The 22,873-nt window shown below is 64.7% G+C and carries 18 protein-coding genes; 6 read left to right on the plus strand and 12 right to left on the minus strand.

Annotated features, from left to right (window positions below; all coding sequences use genetic code 11):
- Positions 1–9: 9 nt before the first annotated feature.
- Together ASF04_RS17845 and ASF04_RS17850 are read right to left on the minus strand one after the other, a co-directional pair.
- Entirely contained in the window at positions 10–408 is a 399-nt protein-coding gene (locus tag ASF04_RS17845; RefSeq protein WP_056144472.1) for a GFA family protein, read from the minus strand.
- Entirely contained in the window at positions 405–815 is a 411-nt protein-coding gene (locus tag ASF04_RS17850; RefSeq protein WP_082488831.1) for a hypothetical protein, read from the minus strand. Before ASF04_RS17850 ends, ASF04_RS17845 begins: the two co-directional genes overlap by 4 nt.
- A gap of 120 nt (positions 816–935) precedes the next feature.
- Here ASF04_RS17850 and ASF04_RS17855 point away from each other — a divergent pair, with 120 nt between their 5' ends.
- The gene (locus ASF04_RS17855; RefSeq protein WP_156368684.1) at positions 936–1,442 is read left to right on the plus strand and encodes a hypothetical protein; all 507 of its coding nucleotides are present in this window, start codon (positions 936–938) and stop codon (positions 1,440–1,442) included.
- A 21-nt stretch (positions 1,443–1,463) separates the two neighbouring features.
- On the opposite strand, the gene ASF04_RS17860 is transcribed toward ASF04_RS17855, so the two are convergent.
- The 4 genes from ASF04_RS17860 to ASF04_RS17875 form a co-directional block, all read right to left on the minus strand.
- Complete coding sequence (locus tag ASF04_RS17860; RefSeq protein ID WP_056144478.1) at positions 1,464–2,774, minus strand: type II toxin-antitoxin system HipA family toxin; 1,311 nt, start codon at positions 2,772–2,774, stop codon at positions 1,464–1,466.
- On the minus strand, positions 2,771–3,058 hold the full coding sequence (locus ASF04_RS17865) for a helix-turn-helix transcriptional regulator (protein WP_056144481.1): 288 nt from the start codon (positions 3,056–3,058) through the stop codon (positions 2,771–2,773). Before ASF04_RS17865 ends, ASF04_RS17860 begins: the two co-directional genes overlap by 4 nt.
- A gap of 72 nt (positions 3,059–3,130) precedes the next feature.
- The gene (locus tag ASF04_RS17870; protein WP_056144485.1) at positions 3,131–4,207 is read right to left on the minus strand and encodes a nitronate monooxygenase family protein; all 1,077 of its coding nucleotides are present in this window, start codon (positions 4,205–4,207) and stop codon (positions 3,131–3,133) included.
- 38 nt (positions 4,208–4,245) lie between these two features.
- Complete coding sequence (locus ASF04_RS17875; protein ID WP_056144488.1) at positions 4,246–4,875, minus strand: response regulator transcription factor; 630 nt, start codon at positions 4,873–4,875, stop codon at positions 4,246–4,248.
- A 145-nt stretch (positions 4,876–5,020) separates the two neighbouring features.
- On the opposite strand from ASF04_RS17875, the gene ASF04_RS17880 reads away from it, so the two are divergent.
- Complete coding sequence (locus ASF04_RS17880; RefSeq protein WP_056144759.1) at positions 5,021–5,986, plus strand: LysR family transcriptional regulator; 966 nt, start codon at positions 5,021–5,023, stop codon at positions 5,984–5,986.
- A 108-nt stretch (positions 5,987–6,094) separates the two neighbouring features.
- On the opposite strand, the gene ASF04_RS17885 is transcribed toward ASF04_RS17880, so the two are convergent.
- Genes ASF04_RS17885 through ASF04_RS17895 form a run of 3 tightly spaced genes read right to left on the minus strand, consistent with a single transcriptional unit; the run spans position 6,095 to position 10,267 of the window.
- Positions 6,095–7,057: a M48 family metallopeptidase gene (locus ASF04_RS17885; protein ID WP_056144491.1), complete on the minus strand. Its 963-nt coding sequence runs from the start codon at positions 7,055–7,057 to the stop codon at positions 6,095–6,097.
- A gap of 40 nt (positions 7,058–7,097) precedes the next feature.
- A complete protein-coding gene (locus tag ASF04_RS17890) occupies positions 7,098–8,366 on the minus strand; it encodes a D-amino acid dehydrogenase (protein ID WP_056144495.1) in 1,269 nt (422 codons plus the stop codon).
- A gap of 17 nt (positions 8,367–8,383) precedes the next feature.
- Positions 8,384–10,267 carry a DUF885 family protein gene (locus tag ASF04_RS17895; protein ID WP_056144497.1) on the minus strand — a complete coding sequence of 628 codons (1,884 nt, stop codon included), beginning with the start codon at positions 10,265–10,267 and terminating at the stop codon, positions 8,384–8,386.
- Positions 10,268–10,564: 297 nt separating this feature from the next.
- Here ASF04_RS17895 and ASF04_RS17900 point away from each other — a divergent pair, with 297 nt between their 5' ends.
- Positions 10,565–11,071 carry a DUF6622 family protein gene (locus tag ASF04_RS17900; RefSeq protein WP_056144498.1) on the plus strand — a complete coding sequence of 169 codons (507 nt, stop codon included), beginning with the start codon at positions 10,565–10,567 and terminating at the stop codon, positions 11,069–11,071.
- Positions 11,072–11,077: 6 nt separating this feature from the next.
- On the opposite strand, the gene ASF04_RS17905 is transcribed toward ASF04_RS17900, so the two are convergent.
- On the minus strand, positions 11,078–12,655 hold the full coding sequence (locus ASF04_RS17905; RefSeq protein ID WP_056144761.1) for an FAD-dependent monooxygenase: 1,578 nt from the start codon (positions 12,653–12,655) through the stop codon (positions 11,078–11,080).
- A 120-nt stretch (positions 12,656–12,775) separates the two neighbouring features.
- On the opposite strand from ASF04_RS17905, the gene bla reads away from it, so the two are divergent.
- Complete coding sequence (gene bla / locus ASF04_RS17910; protein ID WP_056144501.1) at positions 12,776–13,663, plus strand: class A beta-lactamase; 888 nt, start codon at positions 12,776–12,778, stop codon at positions 13,661–13,663.
- On the opposite strand, the gene ASF04_RS17915 is transcribed toward bla, so the two are convergent.
- Both ASF04_RS17915 and ASF04_RS17920 read right to left on the minus strand, forming a co-directional pair.
- Positions 13,650–14,237, minus strand: a complete 588-nt coding sequence (locus tag ASF04_RS17915; protein ID WP_162241448.1) for a 4'-phosphopantetheinyl transferase superfamily protein — start codon at positions 14,235–14,237, stop codon at positions 13,650–13,652. The two genes, bla and ASF04_RS17915, sit on opposite strands and share 14 nt — an antisense overlap.
- 13 nt (positions 14,238–14,250) lie before the next feature.
- Positions 14,251–18,288, minus strand: a complete 4,038-nt coding sequence (locus ASF04_RS17920; protein ID WP_056144764.1) for a Pls/PosA family non-ribosomal peptide synthetase — start codon at positions 18,286–18,288, stop codon at positions 14,251–14,253.
- Between the two features lie 144 nt (positions 18,289–18,432).
- Here ASF04_RS17920 and ASF04_RS17925 point away from each other — a divergent pair, with 144 nt between their 5' ends.
- A complete protein-coding gene (locus ASF04_RS17925) occupies positions 18,433–19,938 on the plus strand; it encodes an AMP nucleosidase (protein WP_056144505.1) in 1,506 nt (501 codons plus the stop codon).
- Between the two features lie 191 nt (positions 19,939–20,129).
- Positions 20,130–22,817, plus strand: coding sequence for a TonB-dependent receptor (locus tag ASF04_RS17930; protein ID WP_056144507.1), 2,688 nt, complete (start codon positions 20,130–20,132; stop codon positions 22,815–22,817).
- Positions 22,818–22,873: the final 56 nt, after the last annotated feature.

Consider the following 22,873-nt stretch of genomic DNA (forward strand, 5'->3'; position numbering starts at 1 on the left):
GCCTGTCGGTTAAAGGTGGCGTACCTGCGCCGGTGGCGTTTCCCAGTTGTCGTTCTTGCCGTCCAGGTAGGTGATCGGCGCGTTCGCAAGTTCTTCGGCTGTGATATCGTCGAGGCATGACAGGTTGACCGCGTAAAATTCGCCCCAGCGCGGCGAGCGGCCGACGCCAAAGGCATGCACACCGCATTGCTTGCAAAACAGGTGTTGATCGGTTTTGCTCAAAAACTGGTATTTGCTCAGCTCTGCTTCACCGGAGAGCAATCGAAACGCCGCCGGCTGCACGATCGCTGGCCAGAACCGCATCTTCCAACAGATCGAGCAGTTGCACTTGATGGTGCCTGCGCCCAGGTCGATATCCGCCTCGAACCGCACCGCGCCGCAATGGCAGCTGCCATGGTACGTTTTCAATGGGCCTCCACTATTGGGTTGCCGCGCGGCTCCCACGTACTCCACACGATTAACGCCAGCAACGCCACCTGGACCGGCAACCGCAGCCACAGCGCCCATAGCGGCACGTTGAACAACTCGGGCTGTTGCAGCATATAGATGTGGGCGGGCGTTACCGCCAGGGTCAGCAGGAACAGGCCGACGCCGGCGGCCCTGCGCAGCGACGGTACCAGGATGCCCGCCGCACCGAGCAATTCGAACACGCCGCTCACCAGCACTGCCGCCACCGGCCATGGAATGTATGGCGGCACGATGGTCGCTTCCAGGCCGGTGGCGACAAAGTGCGCGATGCCGCCGATGAAAAACCAGAGGAAGACGATCGCCAGGCCGATTATTTGCGGTCGGGACATCTGCTGCGCGTGCTTCATCAATTAATTCCCTGTATGCTTGACTGCGTCCATGGTGGCGCAAGCTTCCCACGTTATCAGAAAATATTGAATACGGGGCAGGGTATGAGGTTGAAATTCTCTGGGCTTCAAGGCTACGCCATGATCCTGATGTTGACCGTTGCCGGCCCGCTGTCGGCCGCAGAGGTGACGGAGAATGAAAGTATCCTGGACGTCATCCATGGCATGCGCCAGGTAGCGATGGAACGGGCGGCTGTCGAGGCGCTCTTCGACGCCCAAATTGCCGAGGTGAAAGGCAATGGGTATTGGACATACCACGAAGGCGCGGGGAACATTTTCGAGCATGGATCGAAGATCAGAAAGTTCGGATTCATGACAAAAAATGACGGCACCGGCGCCCCGGTGGTGTACGCCGATTTATCGGGACATTGCGTTTCGTTTGCGCAGGTCAAGTATCGTTATCCCGACATGGTTTCGCGCGGCAATGCGCCGTCACCTCATTCCAGCAATCCGACCGTGGGCTACGTGTATCTGAACGAAGAAGGTCAAATGAGTTTCTCATTCACGATCGATAAGCACTTTAATCCCGTCTGCCTTGTCAACGTCGGATTTTCTCCAGCGCGTACCTTCCGCTCACCGCCTTCGTAAACCCCCGCAGGCAGGCATTGGTCAGGCCCCGGTCCCGCCAGCGAGTGGCAACGTTCTGAGCCTGATCTCGATCGCGGCACGCACTGCATCCGGCATGTCCATCTTCAACATTGCACTCGGCCAAAGGTCCCTGGCCAGCATGACCGTGTGCGCCACCGCCGCCTTCGCAATCCGCTCGGATATGCCCGCCTGCCTGGCGATAGTGGCGTAAGTGTCGAGCGTCTCTTGCCGTTGCAACTTGTCGATGGCGACATTGGTGGCGAAGCCCTGGAAGCCCGGCAGTGCCGCCACGCAGACGATGTCGTAAGCCGGGGACAGCGCGGGTCGTACGCCATCGCGGTAGAGCACACTGAAGTTTTTCAGGTGGGCATCCGAGTTGCCGAGCAGCGTGTTGACGGTTTGCCGTATAAAAAACTGGCGCACATCGTCGATGCCGTTCGCACCGAGTTGGTCCAGCACCTGCAGGAATTTGACGAACTGTTTTGCGCCGGAATATTTTTGGCCGGGCATCAGCGTCAGCAACTGGCACGCGTCTTCCATGTGTATTGCGCCGCCGGGGCTGCGGTCGAACCGGTCCACCGCCAGGAAACGCGTTTCGGCACCCAGAGCGGCAACCAGTTCAGGGTGATCGGTCATCGTACTCATGGGGGCGGGCCTGCATTGTGCGACGTTCACCCCGGCCATGCCAGCCAACTGCATGCACGCATATTCATTCATGACTTGCGAGTCGTTGCCGGCTGCCGGCAGTTTTGCAATCAGGTCCGATAACTTGCCTTTGACGGGCATGCAGTAGCGCTTTCCGTCGCGCGCATGCGAGAGCGCCAGCTTGTCCTGCACGCCCGATAACGATGCTGCACCCTCGGCAGCCTGCTCGGGCACCGCGATCTCGAGATTGTCTGCGCCGCCGGTGACGCCATATGCGCGCGCCACAGCCGTCAGCTTGTCAAGGTCGGCGGGCACGACGGTCACGGCGCCCGGGAGGTCTTCACCAGCGGCGGCGAGGATGCCGAAATCATCCATGTCACGGTTGCTCTTGCGCGTGGCGGCCAGGCGGCGACGCAGCGATCCCTCAGGCAACAGTCCTGCGAAGAAAGGCGGTAGTTCGCCACGCTCGTGGTACACGGCCGGGTCAAAATAATTCTTCATGATGGCCTGCGTAATTTGCTCGGCACCGGGGATCGTCAGGGACAGCGAGAGCGTAGCGCGCCGGTTATCTGCCAGGTATTGCTCGGTAGCGATGAAGCGCGTTACCCTTCCTGCTTCGCACAACCAGCCCACGTGCCGTCCGTGTAACAGCACTTCCAGGTAACGTGGACTTAAAGGGTGGCTCATGGAGTGCTCGCAAGGAACCGGTCCACTGACGATGGCACATCGTCCGGGCCGATTGCTTTACCGGACAACAGACGTTCCACCTCAGGTAGCAGATGCTTGGGGATCACGACAACGCTGGCCTCCATGGCATTCGCCAGCGCTTCGACGGTGCCAAACCTCGCATCGACTTTCCCGCCTAAAACGTTGCTGACCTGGGGCACGCTCATGCCCGTCAAAGTCGCAAGATATTGCAAGGTTTTTCCTTGGGCGTTGCGGCGCTGTTGAAGTTGTTGAAAGATGGTCATCTTATGCTTTCGTATAAATGCATAGATGATTTTACGTTAAAACATAAGTCGCGGCACCATGTGGATGTGTCTTCAGCGTGACCGCACCACCTCGTCGATTTCAGCCATCAACACCCGCACCAGCTGCGCCGCCGCCATTTCCCTGATCAGCGGAGCGCCTTGCCCGGCCCAGTGCGCGGCGAATTCGTGGTTGCCGGCCTTGCTGGCGGTGCCATGCAATTGCTTGCCCGCGTCGTACGCGACCGGGTAGTCGGCTGCCGGTGGTGCGCCGGCGGCTTCGCCGTGCAGGATCAGCTGGTTGACCAGGCCCCGGGCCAGGCGGCCCGAGATGGCAGCGGTAAGCCGGGTGGAACCGGCGCGGTCGCTTTGCAGCATGGCGCGGTAGCCGGCGTTGGCGGCTGACTCCGGGCAGAGCAGGAAGGCGGTGCCCAGCTGGGCGCCAGCGGCGCCCAGGTCCAGCGCGGACTGGATGCCGGCGCCGTCCATGATGCCGCCGGCGGCGATCACGGGCAATTGCGTGTGTTTTGCCAGCAGGCGCACCAGCACCGAGGTGCTCAGCCGTTCGTCGGGCGCTTCGGTATCGAACACGCCACGGTGGCCGCCCGCTTCCACGCCTTGGGCGACGATGGCGTCGATGCCCGCTTGCTCGATGCGCCGCGCTTCGTCGAGGCTGGTGGCCGTGGCCATGGTGCGGATGCCCGCCGCATGCAGCGCCGCCAGCCACTCGGCGCGCGGCAGGCCGAAGTGGAAACTCACCACCGCGGGCCGCAGTTCGAGCAGCAACTGGAACGCTTCTTCGTCCTCGATAAAAGTCTTGTAGATTTCGTCCAGCGCGGTGGGCGGCTCGATGCCGGCCTGCGCGAACAGCGGCGCCAGGTAGGCGATCCACGCTGCTTCGCGCTGCGCGTCGCGCCTGGCCGGTGGGTGGCAGAACACGTTGACGTTGATCGGGCCGGCGGTGAGCGCTTGCGTCTCTTCGATCAGCTTGCGCGACTGCGCCACGGTGGCCGCGCCGATGGCCAGCGAGCCGAGCGCGCCCGCGTTGGTTACGGCTGCCGCCATCGCCGGGGTGGAGAAGGCCGCCATGGGCGCGGCGATCAGGGGATGACGTACGCCAAGCTGGGTGAAAAACGGGTGGACTGCTGCCATGGTGGCGCCTTCTGACGAGGGGGGGGGAGATGTTTACCCTAGATCGTAATGATCCCACGTTTGAGCGCGATCGTCACCGCGTGCGTGCGGTCGTTGGCGGCCAGCTTGGACAGCACGTTTTTCATGTGCGCCTTGACCGTCTCTTCGGAGATCGACAGGTGCTCGGCGATGCGGCGGTTGGAGTTGCCGCTGGCGGCGTGGTTCAGCACTTCCATCTCGCGCGGGCTCAGCGGCCCCTGGCCCATGTGCTGCGCCAGCTCCATGGCGATTTCGGGCGGGATGCGGCGCTGGCCGATGTGCACACCGCGCACGGTGTCGAGCAGTTCGCGGCGCAGGGTACTTTTTAGCAGGAAACCGGCCGCGCCGGCCTGCACCGCGCGCAGGATCTGGGCATCGCCCTTGTAGGTAGTGAGCATGATCACGCGTGCGTCGCTGTGTTCGCCCCGGATGCGCTGCAAGGCGGTCACGCCATCGAGCTCCGGCATGGCGATATCCATGATCGTGACATCGGGACGCAGCTCCTGGTACCGCTCGATGGCTTCGCGGCCATTGCTTGCCTCGCCCGCCAGGCGCATGTCGTCCTGGCTGGAAATGGCTTCGCCCAAGCCGGCCCGCAACAGCGGGTGGTCATCGACGACAAGGACGGAAATGGGGCGTGGAGCTTCCATGGTGTAACGAGTGTTGTATTCCAAATTTACTTTTCTAAGGTCTTAGTGTGCGCTGCAACACTAAAGTATGCATCGCACGAAAGAATGGCACAATAGCCAGACATGCAAATGACCTTTGCACTATCTGCAAACTTTGGAGACCATCTTGATCGATACCTTGCATTGCTTGCTGGCCGTGGTGGAGCACCGCAGCCTGTCGCGCGCAGCCACGCAACTGGAAATGTCGGTGTCGTCGGTGTCGCGCAAGCTCGACGCGCTTGAGGCGCAACTGGGCGCGCGGCTGCTGGTACGCGGCGCACGCCAGGTGGCGCTCACGGACGCCGGCGAACGGTTTCTGCCGCGTGCGCGCAATATGCTGGCCGAACTGGCCGAAGGCATGGCGGCGGTGCAGGAGCTGGACCGCGAGCCGCGCGGCGTGTTGACGGTTACCGCGCCCGCCGGCTTTTCGCGCCTGCACGCGGCGCCGGCCATCGCCAGCTTCCTGGCCCGGTATCCGTCGCTGGAAGTGGAGCTGCTGGTGGGGGACAACGTGGTGGACCTGGCTGAACAGCGCGTGGATGTGGCAATCCGCGCCGGCGTGGCGCCCAGCGGCGAACTGGTGGCAACCCGGCTGGCGCCGCAGCACCGCGTGGTGAGCGCCAGCCCGGCCTACCTGGAATGCCATGGCTGGCCGGCCTCGCCGGCGGAGCTGGTACAGCACCAGTGCCTGACCATGGTGGGCAAGTCGCCGCGCGCCTGGTGGCGCTTCGACGGTGTCAATCACAACCAGCCCTTGCCGGTTAAAGCTGCCTTCCGCTGCGACGATACCGACACGCTGCTGCACGCGGCGCTGGCCGGCGCCGGCATCGTCCACCTGGCCAACTGGATGGTATGCGACGCCATCGTCGCCGGTACCCTGGTGCCGGTATTCCCGATGGCGCCGCTGGCGCGCGCCACGTCCTCACGCCACGATCCCGCCGAATCGGCGATCCACGCGGTGCACATGCCGGGACGCTCCAGCCACGCCAAGGCGCAGCTGTTGATCAGTCACTTGAAGGAGTTTTTCGGCGATCCGCCGTACTGGGATGTAGCGATGGAGAAGGCAGGGGCGGCCAAGCGGCGCGCCCCATAAATTCAGTTAGAGCCCTGGCATAGCCTTCAGAGCAAGGCGCAGCGACGAAGGCAGTACGAATGTACGCCGAGGAGCTGTATCGCAGCCATGGAGCTTATGCCAGAAGCTTTAATTCCAGTCGTCGCCGCCTGCTGAACCACCACCTGCATCGTCCCAGCCGCCACTGACGCCGAAGTCGGTGCCGCCCATGTCGTCGTTCTGGACGATGTTGCTGCGGGTGGGATCTTCGTAAATGATGTCGGTGCGGCCGCCGTCGGTGGCAGCGCTGTCGGTGGCGCCGTGGTTACCGCTCATATTGCGGGCAATCGCCTCGGCTGCCATGAAGCCTGCGCCGACTGCAGCACCGGTGGCCAGGCCGCCCATAATGCGCGAGCCCATGCCCGGACCTTGCTGTGGGTAACCTTGTTGTGGGTAGCCCTGCTGCGGATAACCCTGCTGCGGATAGCCACCGCCTGGTGGATAGCCCGGAGGCGGCGGGGTGCCCGGATTGTAGCCGGGGTTGAAGCCGCCGTTACCACCCATGCCGCCACCTTGCTGCTGGCGGTTGCGCATGAAGCGTGTTGCCACGAAGATGAACGCGACCAGCACGCCACCCATCAGCAGCACGCTGCCCCAGGGGATGCCGGCAGAGGCTTGCGGTGACTCGGCACGGTTGGCGTAGCCGCCGCTTTCACGGCCGGCGCGGTTGGCCGGCGCTTGCTGGTTGTAGTTGGGAGCAGCATTGCCCGCCGCGCCGCTCTCGCCCTGGGCGATCAGCGCTTTCAGGTTGGCGACCGAGGTGGCGTTCACCTTGGGCAGGCCGGGCGCCAGTCGCTCGGCAGTGGCCAGCGACCGCTGGGCGGCGGCAAACTTGCCCTGCTTGGCCAGCAGTTCGGCTTCGACGAAGTGCGCCTGCGAGCTGTTCGGATGCTCCTTGAGCACCTGGTCCATCATCGCCTGGGCTTCGGCAAACTTGCCCGCCTCGGCCGCGACGTACACCTCGTGCACGGTGGGCGAGGCGGCAAACACGGGCGCCGACAGTGCCAGCGCGCCGGCAAGCACCAGGCGGGTGGCGACGGATTTTGCATTCATGGTGTTTCTCCTGTGGGAACAATCCCTAAGTAATTCCAGTCTAGGCCATTTTCAAGGGTTGGGTGGTGCGGTGGACCACAGAGCGCGGCCCGCCCACCGAAGCTACAACGGTCTCCGCAATGGTCTCGGCCGTGGCGGCGGACAAGGTCCAGCCCAGGTGGCCGTGGCCGGTGTTGTAAAACACGCACGGCGCCTTGCCGCGCCCCACGCGCGGCACCAGGTTCGGCATCATCGGCCGCAGGCCGGCCCACGGCGTGATGTTGCGGGTGGAAACGCCGGGGAAGCAGCGCTGCACCCAGTCGACCAGCGGGGCGATGCGGTCGGCGCGGATGTCGCGATTAAAACCGTTGAACTCCGCCGTGCCGGCCACGCGGAAGCGGTCGCAGCCCAGGCGGCTGGCCACCAGCTTGGCGGCGTCGTCTTCCAGGCTCACCAGCGGTGCGCAGGCGCGGCTTTCATCATCGTCCAGGTGCACCGTGATCGAATAGCCCTTGACCGGATAGACGTTTACGCGGTCGCCCACCATGGCGGCCAGCGCGCGGCTGGCGGTGCCCGCGCAGACCACCACGCCGTCGTACACGGCGATATCCGGCGCGCCGTCCTGCAGCAGTGTGACGCAGGCGCCACGGGCATCGGCCGACAGGCCCACCACTTGCTGCGCGTAGCGTGTGTGCACGCCCAGGCGCTGGGCGGCAAGCGCCAGGCCGGCAGTGAATTTATGGATGTCGCCGGAGCTGTCGCTCTCGGTGTAGTGGCCGGCGTAGTAGTCGCCGGCCAGCGCGGGTTCGATGGCGCGCATTTCTTCAGGCGTGACGGTGCGCCGTTGTACGCCGCCCTGCGCCAGCAGCAGCGAGACATCCTCGCCATGTTCGAAGTCGGCGCGGTCGCGGTAGATGTGCAGGATGCCGCGGCGCTCCAGGTCGAAGGCGATGTTTTCGTCTTCGGCCCACTGGAACAGGTGCTGGCGCGCCGCCACCGCCAGTCTGGCAATCGCGATCGTGTTCTCGCGGTAGTCGGGCATGGCCGATAAAAACTCGGCCAGCCACGAGAGCTTGTGCCAGCTGGGTTTGGGGTTGAGCAGCAGCGGGGCGTCGCTGCGCAGCATCCAGCGCAAACCTTTGCCGACGGTGCTGCGGTGGTTCCATACCTCGGCGTTCGATGCCGAGAGCTGGCCGCCGTTGGCATACGACGTTTCCATCGCCGGATAGCGGTGGCGCTCGATCAGCGTCACGCGCACGCCACGCCTGGCCAGCGCGTAGGCGGTCGTCACGCCGGTAATGCCGGCGCCGATGACGGCGATGGTCTTCATGGCGCCTCCGGTTTGCCTCAGGTGCGCTGGGCGGCGGCGATGTAGCGGTCGATCACGGTCGGCAGCACCGTGAGCGGCACGCCGCAGCTTTGCACCAGCGCGTCGTTAAACCCCGGCAGGTCGAATTTGGCGCCCAGCGCGGCGCGCGCGCGTTCGCGCTGACGCACGATCTCGTTGTGGCCCACCTTGTAGCCGCACGCCTGGCCCGGCGACACGCTGTAGCGGTCGATCTCGCTGGTCATGGCCTGTTCGCCACGGCCGGTGTTCTCGACCAGGAAGCGGATTGCCTGTTCGCGGTTCCACTTCATCGCGTGGATGCCGGTATCGACCACCAGGCGGCAGGCGCGGAACTGCTGCGCCTGCAGGTAGCCGATCTGGCTGAACGGGTCTTTGGCGTAAAGGCCCAGTTCATCGACCAGCTGTTCGGCATACAGCGCCCAGCCTTCGATGAATGCGTTGAAGCCGATCAGCGACGAAATCAGCGGCAGGCGGTCGTGGTGCTCGGCCAGGTAGGCGCCCTGGAAGGCGTGGCCCGGCAAGCCCTCGTGCGCGGTGAGCGTGGTCAGTTCCTGCTTGGGCCACAGCGTGGTCGATTTCAGGTTGACGTAGTAGATCGCCGGGCGGGTGCCGTCGAGCGAGGCGAAGTTCATGTAGCCGAGCGGTGCGCCCGCCTCGATATCGGTAGGTACACGCTTGATTTCGAGCGGCACCTTGAGGTTCATGCGCGAGATTTTCGGCATCAGGTCGCGGATCGCTTCCACCCGCTCGTTGCAGAAGGCGATCAGTTCCTCGCGGCCCTTGTCGTTGTCGGCATAGAAGCGTTTTGGATCCTTGGTCAGCGCCAGCAGGCGCGCGCCCACCGTGCCCTGGGTGATGCCCTGCGCTTTCAGGATGGTGTCGATGCGCGCTTGTAGCGCCAGGTTCTGTTCCATGCCGATCGCATGGATTTCCTTGGCCGACAGGCGGGTGGAGGTGCCGAGGCGCAGCGCCCATTCATAATAAGCTTCGCCGTCCGGCAGCCGGTGCACGCCGGCGACATCGGTGGCCTTGGCGGTGGCGGCGGCAAACGCCTTGATCTGGCGGTCGAGCGCCGGGTACACCTGGCGTTCCACCAATTTGGTCGCGCGCGCGGCCCAGTCGCCGTCGATGCCCAGCTTCTGGGTACGATCGACCAGCGACTGCACGAGCTTTTGCTGGCCCACCGGGGTGGCGCGGAATTCCTTCAACTGGGCCAGTGCGGTGCGGGCGATGAAGTCGGGCGGCATGATGCCACGGCCGGCCTGGTTGGTAATTCTCGTGTTTTCCTGCTCGAGCATGCGCGCCAGGCCGCTCAGGCGGTCGAGGTAGGCATTGGCGTCGGCCGCGTTGGCGATCTGGTGCTGCGAGTGCAGGAACTCCGGCACCCGGATGATGGCGCCGTCCTGCTGCGTGACCGGGAACGGCGAGGCATAGCCATTGAAACCGCTCGACGCGCCGCCGTAGGAAAAGCGCAGACCCTCGATGCCTTCGTTGGCGGCGTAGCGCACGGTGTCGTAGCGCAGCTGGGCGTCTGGCCCCAGCTTGAGGCGGTCCACCCCATCGAGCCGCTTGAGCATCGACTTGACCTGGCTGGCCCAGGCGGCGTCGCCGGAGCGGCTGATGTTTTCCAGCTTCGACTTGAGGTCGGCGCGCGCGCCCTTGTCCAGTCCCAGCGAGGTAGCGGTAGTGGGCGACAGGCGCAGGATTTCATCGGCAAAGGTGTCGAGCAGCTTGGCGAACGCGGCGTCGCCCGGCGCAGCAGGTGCGACATTCCCCGCTTGTCCCTGTGCCAGTGCAAAACCCGGCAAGACCGAGACAGCGGTGGCGGAGAGGGCGGATAACAACAGGTCGCGACGGGAGAAATTCTGGGGCTGGTGGCTCATGACATCCTTTTTTTCTTTGTTAGAAGTATTTTTCGTAACTTGCGGGTAATGCAACAGTTGCGAAAAAACAGCGCGACGATGACCATAGCGCGCCGCGCTGATCGATGTCAATGGGAATTGCGTGCGGGTTAAGGTGGGATTAATGCTGGAAGAGGGGCAATGCCGCCGTCATCGTGTCATTCGCACCGCAATGCCGCGCTTGGCACCGCTGTCAGGCAGTTCGTCGCATTGCCACCCGGACCAGGAGGGCGCCGGGCATAGTGTATCCATCTCAACCGCACACCATCGGAGCCCGTCATGCTGCAACAGATCATCGCCCACACCCCCCTCTACGTCTGGGCGCTGCTGGCCTTTCTCGTGTACCGCGGCTACCTGGCCGCCAGTGACCGAGAAGTGCGCCTGCGTAACTTGTTCATCATTCCGGCCGTGATGTTGTACCTGTCGGTCAGCGGCATGCAGCAGTACTTCGGCAGTGGCGCCGCCGTGTGGGCCTGCTGGATGGCCGGCGCAGCAGCCGGATCTGCGCTGGCCTGGCGCATGACCGGCGGCGTGGTCGCCGTCAACCGCGCCGAAGGTACGGTCATCCAGCGCGGCAGCTGGGCGCCGCTGGCCCTGATGATGGGCATATTTGTAACCAAGTACACGGTTTCGGTGCTGATGGCCGTGCTTCCACTCGCCGCCCATGACGCCACGATCGTTGCCGCCACGTGCGCCTTCTTCGGATTGTTCAACGGCATCTTTGTGGGGCGCCTGGCACGCTACCTGTCGGCCTGGCTGCGCCAGCCGGCTGCCATCGCCGCCTGAACGAGGTTAATTGCCATTCCTTGTAGCGTGAATATCGATAGCCACCGGCTCATCGTCGGCAAACCGCAACCCCCACTGCGCAACCAACTCCTGCAGCACATCGGTTTCCTGGCGCGGCAGGGCCAGCGCCACGTGCAGGTCGGGACGCAGCAGGTAGGCGGCGTCTTCGAGCAGTCCGGCTTGCTCGGCTGCGGCGCTCCACGGCCAGGCGCGCAGCGGCAGGTGCAGGGCGGCGGCCAGCGCCGCCAGTTGCGGGTCGATTGCGCCGTACACGTGCAGTTGCCAGTCCAGCGTTTGCAGCGGCGCGAAATTGTCGTGGCCATCGGCGCCGTCCGGGCCCGGCACCCACGGCAGCCGGTCGCCGCCGATGATCTCGCCGGCGCGTCCGCCCGACAGCGCGCTGTCGTGGTAATGGATGCGCACTTGCGAGATGGTGCGGAACAGCGCCCGCTGCGCGGCATCGAAACCGGCCAGCGCCGGCAGCACGTGCGGCACCAGCCAGTTGCGCAGCAGGCGGCCGCCCGCGCCTTGCGCCACGATCAGCTGGAACGCGCGGTCGGTGGTGGACACCAGCTTGCGGGCAAAGGCGCTGCGTTCGGGTTCGTAGGTGTCGAGCAGCGCTGCATCGGCGTCGCCGCGCAGCACTTGCGCCAGTTTCCAGGCCAGGTTGACGGCGTCGCCGATGCCGGTATTCATGCCCTGGCCGCCGGCCGGGCTGTGCACGTGGGCGGCGTCGCCGGTCAGGAAAACCCGGTCCACGCGAAAGCTGGCGGCCACGCGGTGGTGCACGCGGTAGGTGGAAAACCAGTTCACCTGGTCGATGGCGATGCCCAGCAGCGCTTCGAGCCGGGGCCGCAGGTCGTCGAAGTTCACGTTGTCGCTGCCAGTTTCAGGCACGATGCCGATCAGCCGCTGCATGCCGGCTGTGCGCACCGGCAGCATCAGCGCGAAGCTGTTGGCGTCCAGATGAACCATGATGTCGCGGTTGGCGCTGGCGGTGTGGACGTCTGCCACGTAATACAGGTGGTCGTAGGTGCCGCCGTCGAAGGCGAGGCCCAGCGCATGGCGCGTGCGGCTGTGCACCCCGTCGCAGCCGCACAGGTAGGCCGCGCTGGTGTTGATGCGTTGCCCGCCTTGCAGCAGCACGGCGCGCACGCCCCATTCGTCCTGCTCCAGGTGTTCCAGCGCCGTGTTCCATTCCACTTCCACGCCGGCCGCGCGCAGTTGATCGACCAGCAGCCGTTCGTGCTCGTCCTGCGGGAACGACAGTACAAAAGGGTAGGGGCTCAGGTCCGCGCCGATATCGCCGAGCGGCAGTTCGGCGGCGTCTTCGCCGTCCTCGCGCAGGTGCACTGCATGGATGGGAATGCCCAGGTCCACCACCTGCTGCGCGAAGCCGAGCTGGCGGTAGAACTCCAGCGTGCGCGCATGGACCACCATGGCGCGCGAAGCCTGCCCCGGGCCGCTGGCCTGGTCGAAGATGCGCACGGCCACGCCGCGCCGCGCCAGGCAAAGAGCGAGTGCCAGCCCGGTGGGACCGGCGCCGGCAACGAGTACTTGTGGTTGGGGTGGTTGTGGTTGCATCGGCACAGTGTAGCGCCGCATGCTGTGCCGGTGCGCGCGATTGGGCTACTTCGCGTGCCCGGGCGCTGGTATGATGGCGATGCATATTGCATAACCAATTTTCATCTGGGCGAATTTTCGATGACCTGTTTTACTACCCGCCGCAGCTTGCTGCTGGCGCTGGCCGCCGCGCCCATGGCCGGCATGGCGGAAATCCTGGACAAGCCGCCGGCAGCCACCGTGCTGTCGCCGGCCGCGCAACTGGCGCGCCTGGAAGCCGATACCAAGGGGCGCCTCGGCGTGGCGGCCATCAACACCGCCGACGGCCGCATCCTGTCGCATCGCGGCGACGAGCGCTTTCCGCTGTGCAGCAGCTTCAAGGCCATGCTGGCGGCGGCGATTTTGCAGCACGAGCCGTCGCTGCTCGACAAGCGCATCCGGTACACGGCGGCCGACCTGGTGAGCCACTCACCGGTCACCGAGCAAAACCTGGCTGACGGCATGACGGTGGGCGAATTGTGCGCGGCCACCATCCAGTACAGCGACAACGCCGCCGCCAACCTGCTGATGAAGCAGATCAAGGGCCCGGCCGGCGTGACGGCCTATGCGCGCTCCATCGGCGACAAGGCATTCCGGCTCGACCGCTGGGAGACCGAATTGAACACCGCGATTCCGGGCGACCCGCGCGACACCACCACGCCGCTGGCGATGATGAAGTCGCTGCAAAGCTTTACGCTGGGCCCCGCGCTCACGGTGGACAAGCGCAATCTGATGACCGAATGGCTGATCGGCAATACCACCGGCGACACGCGCATACGCGCCGGCGTGCCGTACGACTGGCAGGTGGGAGACAAGACCGGCACCGGGTCGTATGGCAGCACCATCGATATCGGCGTGGTGTGGCCTGCGGGTAAGGCGCCGGTGGTAATGGCGCTTTACTTCACGCAGCCGGGCAAGGACGACAAGGCCAACTCGGAAATCCTGGCTTCCGCTGCGCGCGTGGTGGTGGAGGCGTTCAAGCTGGCATGAGCGACGTGGCGCCGTCCACGTACACCAGCGTGCCCACCAGGCCTTCGGGCAGGTCGAGCGTCACGGTAGCCCCCGACGACTGGCTGTGCGCCGGCCACTCGTCGAGCCCCACGCCCAGCCACTTCAAATGTGCTTCGCGCGCGGTCCAGGCCCGCGCGAATACGGCCGCGCGTTCGTGCCGGGGTGTGGCAGCGATGCGCGCCGTGGCCTCCGGTCCCAGGTAGTCGCGCGCCACCGCCTCCCAGCCCGCCACTTCCTCCGAGAGCATCAGATCCACCCCCACCGGGCCGTTGAAGCATACGGCCGCCAGCGACATGCCGCCATCGTGCGCGAACGAGCAATGCAGGCGCTGGCCGTCGGGCATGACCACCATCGGCGCGGCGCCCGGCGAGGCTTCGATTTCGATCTCGCGCGGCGGCAGGTCGAACAACGCACCGAGCGCTTCGGCCAGGGCCTGGCGCAGCTGCAGGCGCGCTTCTTCGCGCTGCTCGCCGGTGGCAAGGCCCATCACGAACACGCCGTCGTCGATGGTGGGCGCGGTGCCTGGCCAGGTGTGGACAGTGAGTTTTTGCATGCTATTCATGTTCTTATGCCTTTGCTGGCGCGGCGGGACAGCCGGCCCAGTTGCCGTTGGCGGGAATATGCTCGCCCTTCATCACCAGCGTGAGGGCGCCCAGGCGCGCATTGCGCCCGACTACTGCGCTGTATAGTACCGCGCTGCGCGGTCCCAGGTATACCCGTTCGCCGATATCGACCCGGTCGATCTTCATCACCCGGTCTTCGAACAAATGGGTTTGCGGGCAGGTGAGGGCATTGAGCTCGCTGTGGTCACCGATGCGCACGCAGTCGAATTCGGTGATGTCGGTGGTGTCCATATAAACGCCCTTGCCGATTTTTGCGCCCATCAGGTTGAAGGCGAGCGGCAACCACGGTGTGCCGCGCAGGTAGCGCATGAAGTTGGGCACGGCGATGCCTTCGTACAGGTTGGTCACACCCTCCGACAGCCATACGAACGGCGTCCACATCGGCTCCGACTGTTTGCGGTAGCGGCCGATCAGCAGCCACTTGAGCAGCACCACGAACACGTAATTGCCCACGCCGTACACCAGGCCGGCCAGGGTCAGGTCCCAGATCACTTCGGCCCAGCGGCCGGCGCCGGCGGCCGGCATCACTTCCAGCACCACCGTGTAGCCCACCGCAATCACCAGAGCATGCGGCGCGACGATGCGGAACGCCTCGATCAAACCGCGCCCCAGGCGCCGCAGCGGCGACGGGTGGAACGTGAGCGACTCGGGATAACCGCTGGTCTGCTCGCGTGCTGGCAGGTTCAATGGCGGTGAGCCGAGCCAGGTGTCGCCGGTGTTCATGCGGGCGTTGCCCGGTGCGCGCGAGTGCACGCCGATCAGCACCTGCTCGGGCAGCACGGTGCCGTCCGGGATGTAGGCGCCGTTGCCGACGAAACTGCGGTTCGAGATCACGGTGGGCTGCATGGTCATCCAGCCGCCGTCGATTTCCTCGTCGCCCAGCATCACGGCGTCGGCGATGAAGGTTTCGTCGCCGAGGGTCAGCATGTCTGGCACCACGCCCAGCGCGGTGGAGATTTCCGCATCCTTGCCCACCTTGGCGCCAAGCAGCCGGTACCAGTACGGCGCAAACACGGTGGCGTAGATGCCGTGCAGGACGTTCAGGCTCGATTCCTGGATCTGGCTCACCAGCCACTTGGCGCAGTAGGTATTGCTGTGCACCGCGAAGCGGCCCGGTTTCAGGCGCGGCAGCACGGTCCAGCGGATGCCGGCCGACAGCAGCGCGGTAAGCACGATCAGCACCGCGCTGGCGGGGAAGGCCAGCACAAAGTAGCGCAGCAGGCGGATGCCCATGCCTTCGCCCTGCAACCACGGCATCCAGCCTGCCTCGTCGAACCAGTCGATCAGCACAAAACTCGGGAACACCGGCATGAAGAACAGGGTGACGATCAGCAGGATGCCGAACACGAAGAACACGGCTTCCGTCAGACTGCGCGCGGCCGATACCATGGGACGCGGCGGCAGGCGCGCGGGGTCGAACGCGCCCACGTCGCCAGCCGGCGAACCGGCCCAGATGCGGCCGGCCGGCACGTGCGCGCCGTCGCCCAGCGCCGACTGGCCTTCCAGGTGGCCTTGCGCCTCGATGCGGGTATTGCCTTCCATGACAGCAAAGGAGCTGACGCAGGCGTCGCGCTCGAGGGTGATGCGGCCCAGTTTGAGCACGCCGCGTTCCACCCGCGCGTTCTCGAAATTGACGGCGTTGCCGATGCTGGCGTAGTCGCCCACGCGCAGGAGGTCCGGCGCCCGCAAGGTCATCGAGCCGATGATGACATCCTTGCCGATCTTTGCCCCCAGCGCGCGCAGCCACCAGTTGTTCAGCGACGAACCGGCCAGCAGGTACACCGGCGCGGCTTCCACCAGCCGGTCGGCCAGCCACCAGCGGTAGTAGGCCAGGCTCCAGAGCGGATATTCGCCCGCCTGCAGGCGCCCGGCGATCAGCCATTTGCCGGCAATTGCAATCGCAAACTCCAGCACCGTGGCGATCAGGAACACGCCGACCGACGCGGCGATCGCGCGCGGCACCGAGTCGCCGGGGTCGCCGGTAAAGAAGTGGTACGTGAAGAACGGCGCCAGCCACTGCGCCATGCGCAGGGCAACCAGCACCGGCATGGCGGCAGCCTGTGCCAGCCCGCAGGTCCAGCGCTTGACGTTCGATGGCGGCGTCCATTCGACTTCGGCCCTGGCCGCGCCGGCGTCAATGGCGCCGTCGGCCAGGGCCTGGGCGATCTTGCCAACCTGGCGCTGCTGGTAGATGTCGCGCACCGTCATGTGGGCAAAGCGCGGATCGGCGCGCAGGGTTGACGCCAGGCGCGCGGCAAAGAACGAGTGGCCGCCCAGGTCGGAGAAAAAGTCGGCCTGGCGCAGGATGGCCTGGCCCGGAAACAGCGTGGCCAGCGCCGCGAACAGCGCCGCTTCGGCCGGCGTTTCGGCCAGATCCGATTCCGTTGTGCTGCCCGCTGGCGGTGCCGATAACGGCATGGCTTTTAATGCCTTGCGGTCGATCTTGCCGGAGGTGAGGCGCGGCATGGCCGCCTGCATCTCGTAACGGCCCGGCACCATGTACGGCGGCAGGGTGGCCGCCAGCGCGGTACGCAATGCCTTGGGTTCGAGCGTGACGCCGGCTTCCGGCACCAGGTAGGCCACCAGCTGGTCGATGCCGTCGTCCTTGCGCAACAGGACCGCCACCGTGCCCACGCCCGGTTGCTGCGCCAGCAGCGCCTCGATCTCGCCGAGCTCCACGCGGAAACCACGGATTTTCACCTGGTCGTCGGCGCGGCCCAGGCACGTCACTTCACCGTCGGGGCCGATGCGCGCCAGGTCGCCGGTGCGGTACAGGCGGCTGTCATGGTCGCCGCTGGCCCACGGATTGGCCAGGAATTTTTCGGCAGTCAGGTCGGGGCGGCCCAGGTAGCCGGCGGCCAGGCCCGGTCCGGTGATGCACAGTTCTCCGACTTCGCCGATCGGCAGCAGCCGCAAGTTGCCGGCTTCGACGTTGGCGTCCACCACCAGCAGGCCATAGTTCGGCAGCGGCGTGCCGATGGTGACCGGGTGGCCGGGGCGCAGGCGCGCCAGGCTGGCGGAAACGGTGGCTTCGGTGGGACCGTAGGTGTTGAACAGCTGCCGGCCCGGGCGCGACCAGCGCTCGACCAGCGCTTCCGGGCACGCCTCGCCGCCCAGGTTGATCAGGCGCAGCGACGGCACTTCCTGGTTGAATAACGCCAGCAGGGTGGGTACTGCGTGCAGCACGGTCACCTGGTTTTCATCGAGCATGCGCGGCAAGGTTTCGGGGTCGCCGCTGATCTCCTTGGGGCCGATCCACAGCGTGGCGCCGGCCAGGTAAGAAATCCAGATCTCCTCGAACGACATGTCGAAGGCCACCGAGAAGCCCTGGTACACCTTGTCGGCTGCCGTCACCTGCAGCACCGCGTTCTCGCTGCGCAGGAAATGGCAGATGCTGCGCTGGGTGATCAGGATGCCTTTCGGCTTGCCGGTGGAACCGGACGTGTAGATCACGTAGGCTGGCACGTCGGGCGAAACCGGGCCGCGCGTGGCCAGCACTTCGCTGTCCGTGGGCGCGGCCAGCAGGGTTTCGATGGTCCAGGCCGGGCGTGCGATGTGTTCGAGGCGCGGCGCCAGCGCGGCGCTGGTGACCACGCCGGCGCCGTCGGCGTCATCGAGGCATACCTGCAGGCGTTCGACCGGCGTGTCTTCGTCCACCGGCAGCCAGGCCGCGCCGGCCTTGGCGATGCCGGCTTGCGCCACCAGCAGAGTGATCCCGCGCGGCAGCCACAAGCCGACGATCTGGCCCGGGCGCACGCCGGCGGCCAGCAGGCGCGCCGCCACCAGGGCGGCTTGCGCATCGAGTTCGCGGTAGGTGAGGATGACATCACCGAAAACCAGGGCCGGGTGATCGGGGGCGCGGACGGCGCTTGCTTCCAGCAAGTCGGCCAGGATTTCCTCGCGCAGCAGCGCGGCGTCGGGTTGGCCGAACAGGATGTCGGGATGCGTGTTCGTAAGGCCCTGCGGTGCTGGCTTGGTCATGCTGGAAAAGTGTGGAAAAGAGGTGCCCATTGTACGTTACGCGCACCGGCTTTTTTGCTTACCTCTCCTAGCGGTAAGGAGAATTATGCAACTTCCGCTGGCAGCCCTTACAATGGAATCCAGAGCTATCTTTTAAGGAGTCGTATGTCACCGAACCGTCCTTTCATCGCCCCCGTGCAATTCGACGATCCTGAAGCCGCTTTCGACCAGGTGCTGGCCATTTACGACGCCAACGTCGCCCACCTGCGCGACGCCATGAAGCGCTTCGTGGCCGGCGAAGACGTGGGTGAGCATGTGCGCGCCTGCTACCCGTTCGTGCGGGTCCATACCGACACCGTGGCCCGCGCCGACTCGCGCCTGGCCTTCGGCTTCGTCGCCGGCCCCGGCACCTACGAAACCACCGTCACCCGGCCCGACCTGTTCAAGCGCTATTACATCCAGCAGTTCAAGCTGCTGCTGAAAAACCACGGCCACCGCCAGCAGGTGCGCATCGAGGTGGGTACCAGCGCCCAGCCGATCCCGATCCACTTTTCGTTCGCCGAACACGAACATATCGAAGGCAGCCTGACCACCGACCGCCGCATGCTGATGCGCGACGTGTTCGACCTGCCCAACCTGGCGGCCATGGACGACGGCATCGCCAACGGCACCCACGAACCGGCGATGGGCGAGGCCCAGCCGCTGGCGCTGTTTACCGCGCCGCGTGTGGACTATTCGCTGCAACGCCTGCGCCACTACACGGGCACGTCGTGCGAGCACTTCCAGAAGTTCGTCCTGTTTACCAATTACCAGTTCTATATCGACGAATTCATCAAGCTCGGTCACGAGTTGATGAGCCAACCGGTGGGGGAGGGCGACAACGAGTACATCGCCTTTGTCGAACCGGGCAACCTGGTCACGCGCCGCGTGGGCCAGCCGGCGGCGCCGGGCGACGCCTACGGCACCCAGCCGCCACGGCTGCCGCAAATGCCGGGCTATCACCTGATCCGCGCCGACGGTTCCGGCATCTCGATGGTCAATATCGGCGTCGGTCCCGCCAATGCCAAGACCATCACCGACCATATCGCCGTGCTGCGCCCGCACTGCTGGCTGATGCTGGGCCACTGCGCAGGCCTGCGCAACACCCAGGAACTGGGCGACTACGTGCTGGCCCACGGCTACGTGCGCGAAGACCATGTGCTCGACGAAGACCTGCCGCTGTGGGTGCCGATCCCGCCGCTGGCCGAGGTGCAGGTGGCAATCGAAGCCGCCGTGGCCGAGGTCACGCAGCTGACGGGCCACGACCTCAAACGCGTGATGCGCACCGGGACCGTGGCCAGCACCGATAACCGCAACTGGGAACTGCTGCCGCAACGCACGCCGGAGCGCCGCTTCAGCCAGAGCCGCGCCATCGCGCTGGACATGGAAAGCGCAACGATTGCCGCCAACGGTTTCCGTTTCCGGGTCCCGTACGGCACGTTGTTGTGCGTGAGCGACAAGCCGATGCACGGTGAAATCAAGCTGCCGGGTATGGCCAACCAGTTCTACCGCGACCGCGTGGACCAGCACCTGCGCATCGGCATGAAGGCGCTCGAGATGCTGCGCAATCTCGGCGTAGATAAGCTTCATAGTCGCAAGTTACGCAGTTTTACCGAAGTCGCCTTCCAGTAATCCCCGCTGCTACCTGGCCCAAAACCCGCCATGTGCGGGTTTTTTTACGCTCCGAATGCCATGTTGATACCATTTTAGGTATCGAAAACGCCAAAAAATTGATTGGTTTGTTTTCCCGCTCACAAATAAGATCATTTCAACAGCCGATACAGGCTGGGGTAAAGCCACATAACAACGAGCACTGGAGACACATGAACACCACGATCAACGGGACGGCATCGTCCCGCGCGCAGCATCGCCTCGTCCTCAAATCGAGCGTTGCAGTCCTGGCAGCTGCCGGCCTGCTGTCTGCTTTCCCTGTACTGGCACAAGAAACTCCGGCCCCCGCACCGGCGCCGGCAGCTGAAACTCCCGTCGCTGACCCCAATGTCTCCGTCATCACGGTGACCGGCATGCGCCGCGCGGCCGAATCGGCGCAGAAGATCAAGCAGAATGCCGACAACGTGATGGACTCCATCGTTGCCGACGATATCGGCAAGTTCCCGGACACCAATGTGGCACAAACCCTGGCCCGCGTCACCGGTGTACAGGTCAGTCGCAACGCCGGCGAAGCCGACACCGTCCTGATACGCGGTTTGGCGGGTATTGCCACCTTGCTGAACGGGCGCGAAATGTTTACCACCACCGGCCGCTATATCCAGTTGGCCGATATTCCATCGACCATGTTGCAGCGCGTGGATGTCAATAAATCGCAGAGCGCCGACATGCTGGAGGGCGGCGTTGCCGGCGTGATCGACGTCCGCACCAATCGTCCTTTCGACTTCAAGGAATTTACTGCCAGCGCCCAAGTGGGTGCGAGGAACAAGGACAAAGCCGGCGCCACCGATCCCGAACTGTCGGGCATGATCTCGAACCGCTGGAAAACCGGCATCGGCGAGGTGGGCGCGTTATTTGGCGTGTCGTCGGTGAAGGACCGCTATGCCGAGGAGCGCGTGTTCCAGACCTTCCCGATCAATAAGAGCTTTGCCGCGCCGGACCTGACCGGTCCCGACCTGGTGGGTTTGCAAAACATCCACGGCCAGCGCAAGCGCCAGGCTGCCAACTACGCCTTGCAATGGAAGCCGAACGCCGACCTGGAAGTGTATGCCGAAGGCCTGTATTCGACCCTGGACCGGACCGCCGCGACCGATTTCTTCGTCGGACTGCCGTGGGCTACCAGCCCGGACCAGATCAAGGTGACCAAGATCCCCGGCACCAACCAGACCGAGACCATCAACGCGACCAACACCTTCACCATTCTGTCGACCCAGGTGCTGGAGTCGAAGACAACCTCGTCGCAGCACGCCATCGGTGCGAAGTGGCGCGCCGCGCAGGGCCTGCGCCTGAGCTCCGAGCTGGCCGTCACCGACAGCAAATTCGATTGGGTCAACCCCATCCTCGACACCAGCACCACCGCCGCCAGCGTGTACATCAAGACCAATGCAGGCAAGAGCCCTTACGCGCAGTACACCGGCGCCGGTTTGAACGACCCGACCAAGATCGTGTTGTCGCAGTTCTTCGATCGGTATGGTAAAGATACCGGCAAGTCCACCGACTGGCGCGCTGACGGCACCTGGACCCCGGAGCGCGATGGCTGGTTGAGGGATCTGAGCTTCGGCGTACGCACCAACGAGCGCAAGGCCAGTTCGATCAAGTCCATCGAAGGCAGCGTCCAGGCTCTGCCCGGCGTGACCATGGCTAGCGTACCTGGTCTGGCGTGTACTACGCCCGGCATGTCGGAAAACTATGGGACCGCCGGTTGGTCGACACCGTGCGCGGACTACCTGGTCAACAACACCGCTTCGGTACGCGAGCTGACCACCGGATCGTCGGCTGCCAAAGCCATCGACCCGGCCTCGTTCTTCAGCAACACCGAGAAGAACTACGCGGCCTACGTCAAAACCCGCGTGGGCTTCGACCTGGGCCAGTACCCGGTCGAGGGCGTGATTGGCGTGCGCGTGTCGAAAACCGATGCGACCATCGATGCCAACAACGCCACCGTCGGTACCGATGGCAAAACCGTCTACACCCCGACCACCAGCAAGACCTCGAGTACCGACGTGCTGCCGAGCGCTAACTTCAAGCTGGAGCTGCGCAATGACTTGCTGGCGCGCGCCAGCTATAGCAAGACGCTGACCCGTCCCAATTTTGCGGATCTGAATCCGGCTACCGCTTACATCAGGCCTAACGGCACCACCAATGTGGCCAGTGCCAGCGGCGGCAATCCGGACCTGAAGCCGTTCACCGCGCAGAACCTCGACGGCACCCTGGAATGGTATTTCGCGCCCACCGGATCGATCAGCGGCACCGTGTTCCGCCACAACTTCGACGGTTACATCGTCAACCGCGTGGTGTCGGAAAACTTCGAGGGCGTGGCGTACAACGTCACCCGCCCGGTGAATTCGGCCAAGGGCCACCTGCAAGGCGTGGAACTGGCGTACCAACAGTTTTATGATGGCTTGCCCGGCTGGTTGAGCGGTTTCGGCCTGCAAGCCAACGTCACCTACACCGAAGGCGGCGTGACCTCCGGCGACACGCCCTTGCTGCTGAATAAGCCGTTCCAGGGCATGTCGCGGCTGTCGTACAACATCGTGGGGCTGTACGAGAAGGACGCCTGGTCGGCGCGCCTGGCCTACAACTGGCGCTCGAAATACGTTTTGAACTATGGCGAGACGCCCGATGTTGCCAACCTGGCTGGCAAGGACCTGACCGCAGCGCCGGTGTCGTCGCTCGATGGTTCCCTCAGCTACAAGCTCAACAAACATGTCACGTTCAACCTGACCGGCACCAACCTGCTCAACTTCAAATACCGCGATTACTGGGATAACGAGAACGACTTCCCGCGCGATACCCGCCGCTACGACCGCACGGTGGGGCTGTCGATGAACTTGAAGTACTAAGTAATTCCGTAGTATCCCAAGCCATCCCGCCGCGTGCGGGATGGCTGCATTGATAA

The organism is Duganella sp. Leaf61 (genome assembly GCF_001421905.1).
Lineage (GTDB): Bacteria > Pseudomonadota > Gammaproteobacteria > Burkholderiales > Burkholderiaceae_D > Rugamonas > Rugamonas zoogloeoides.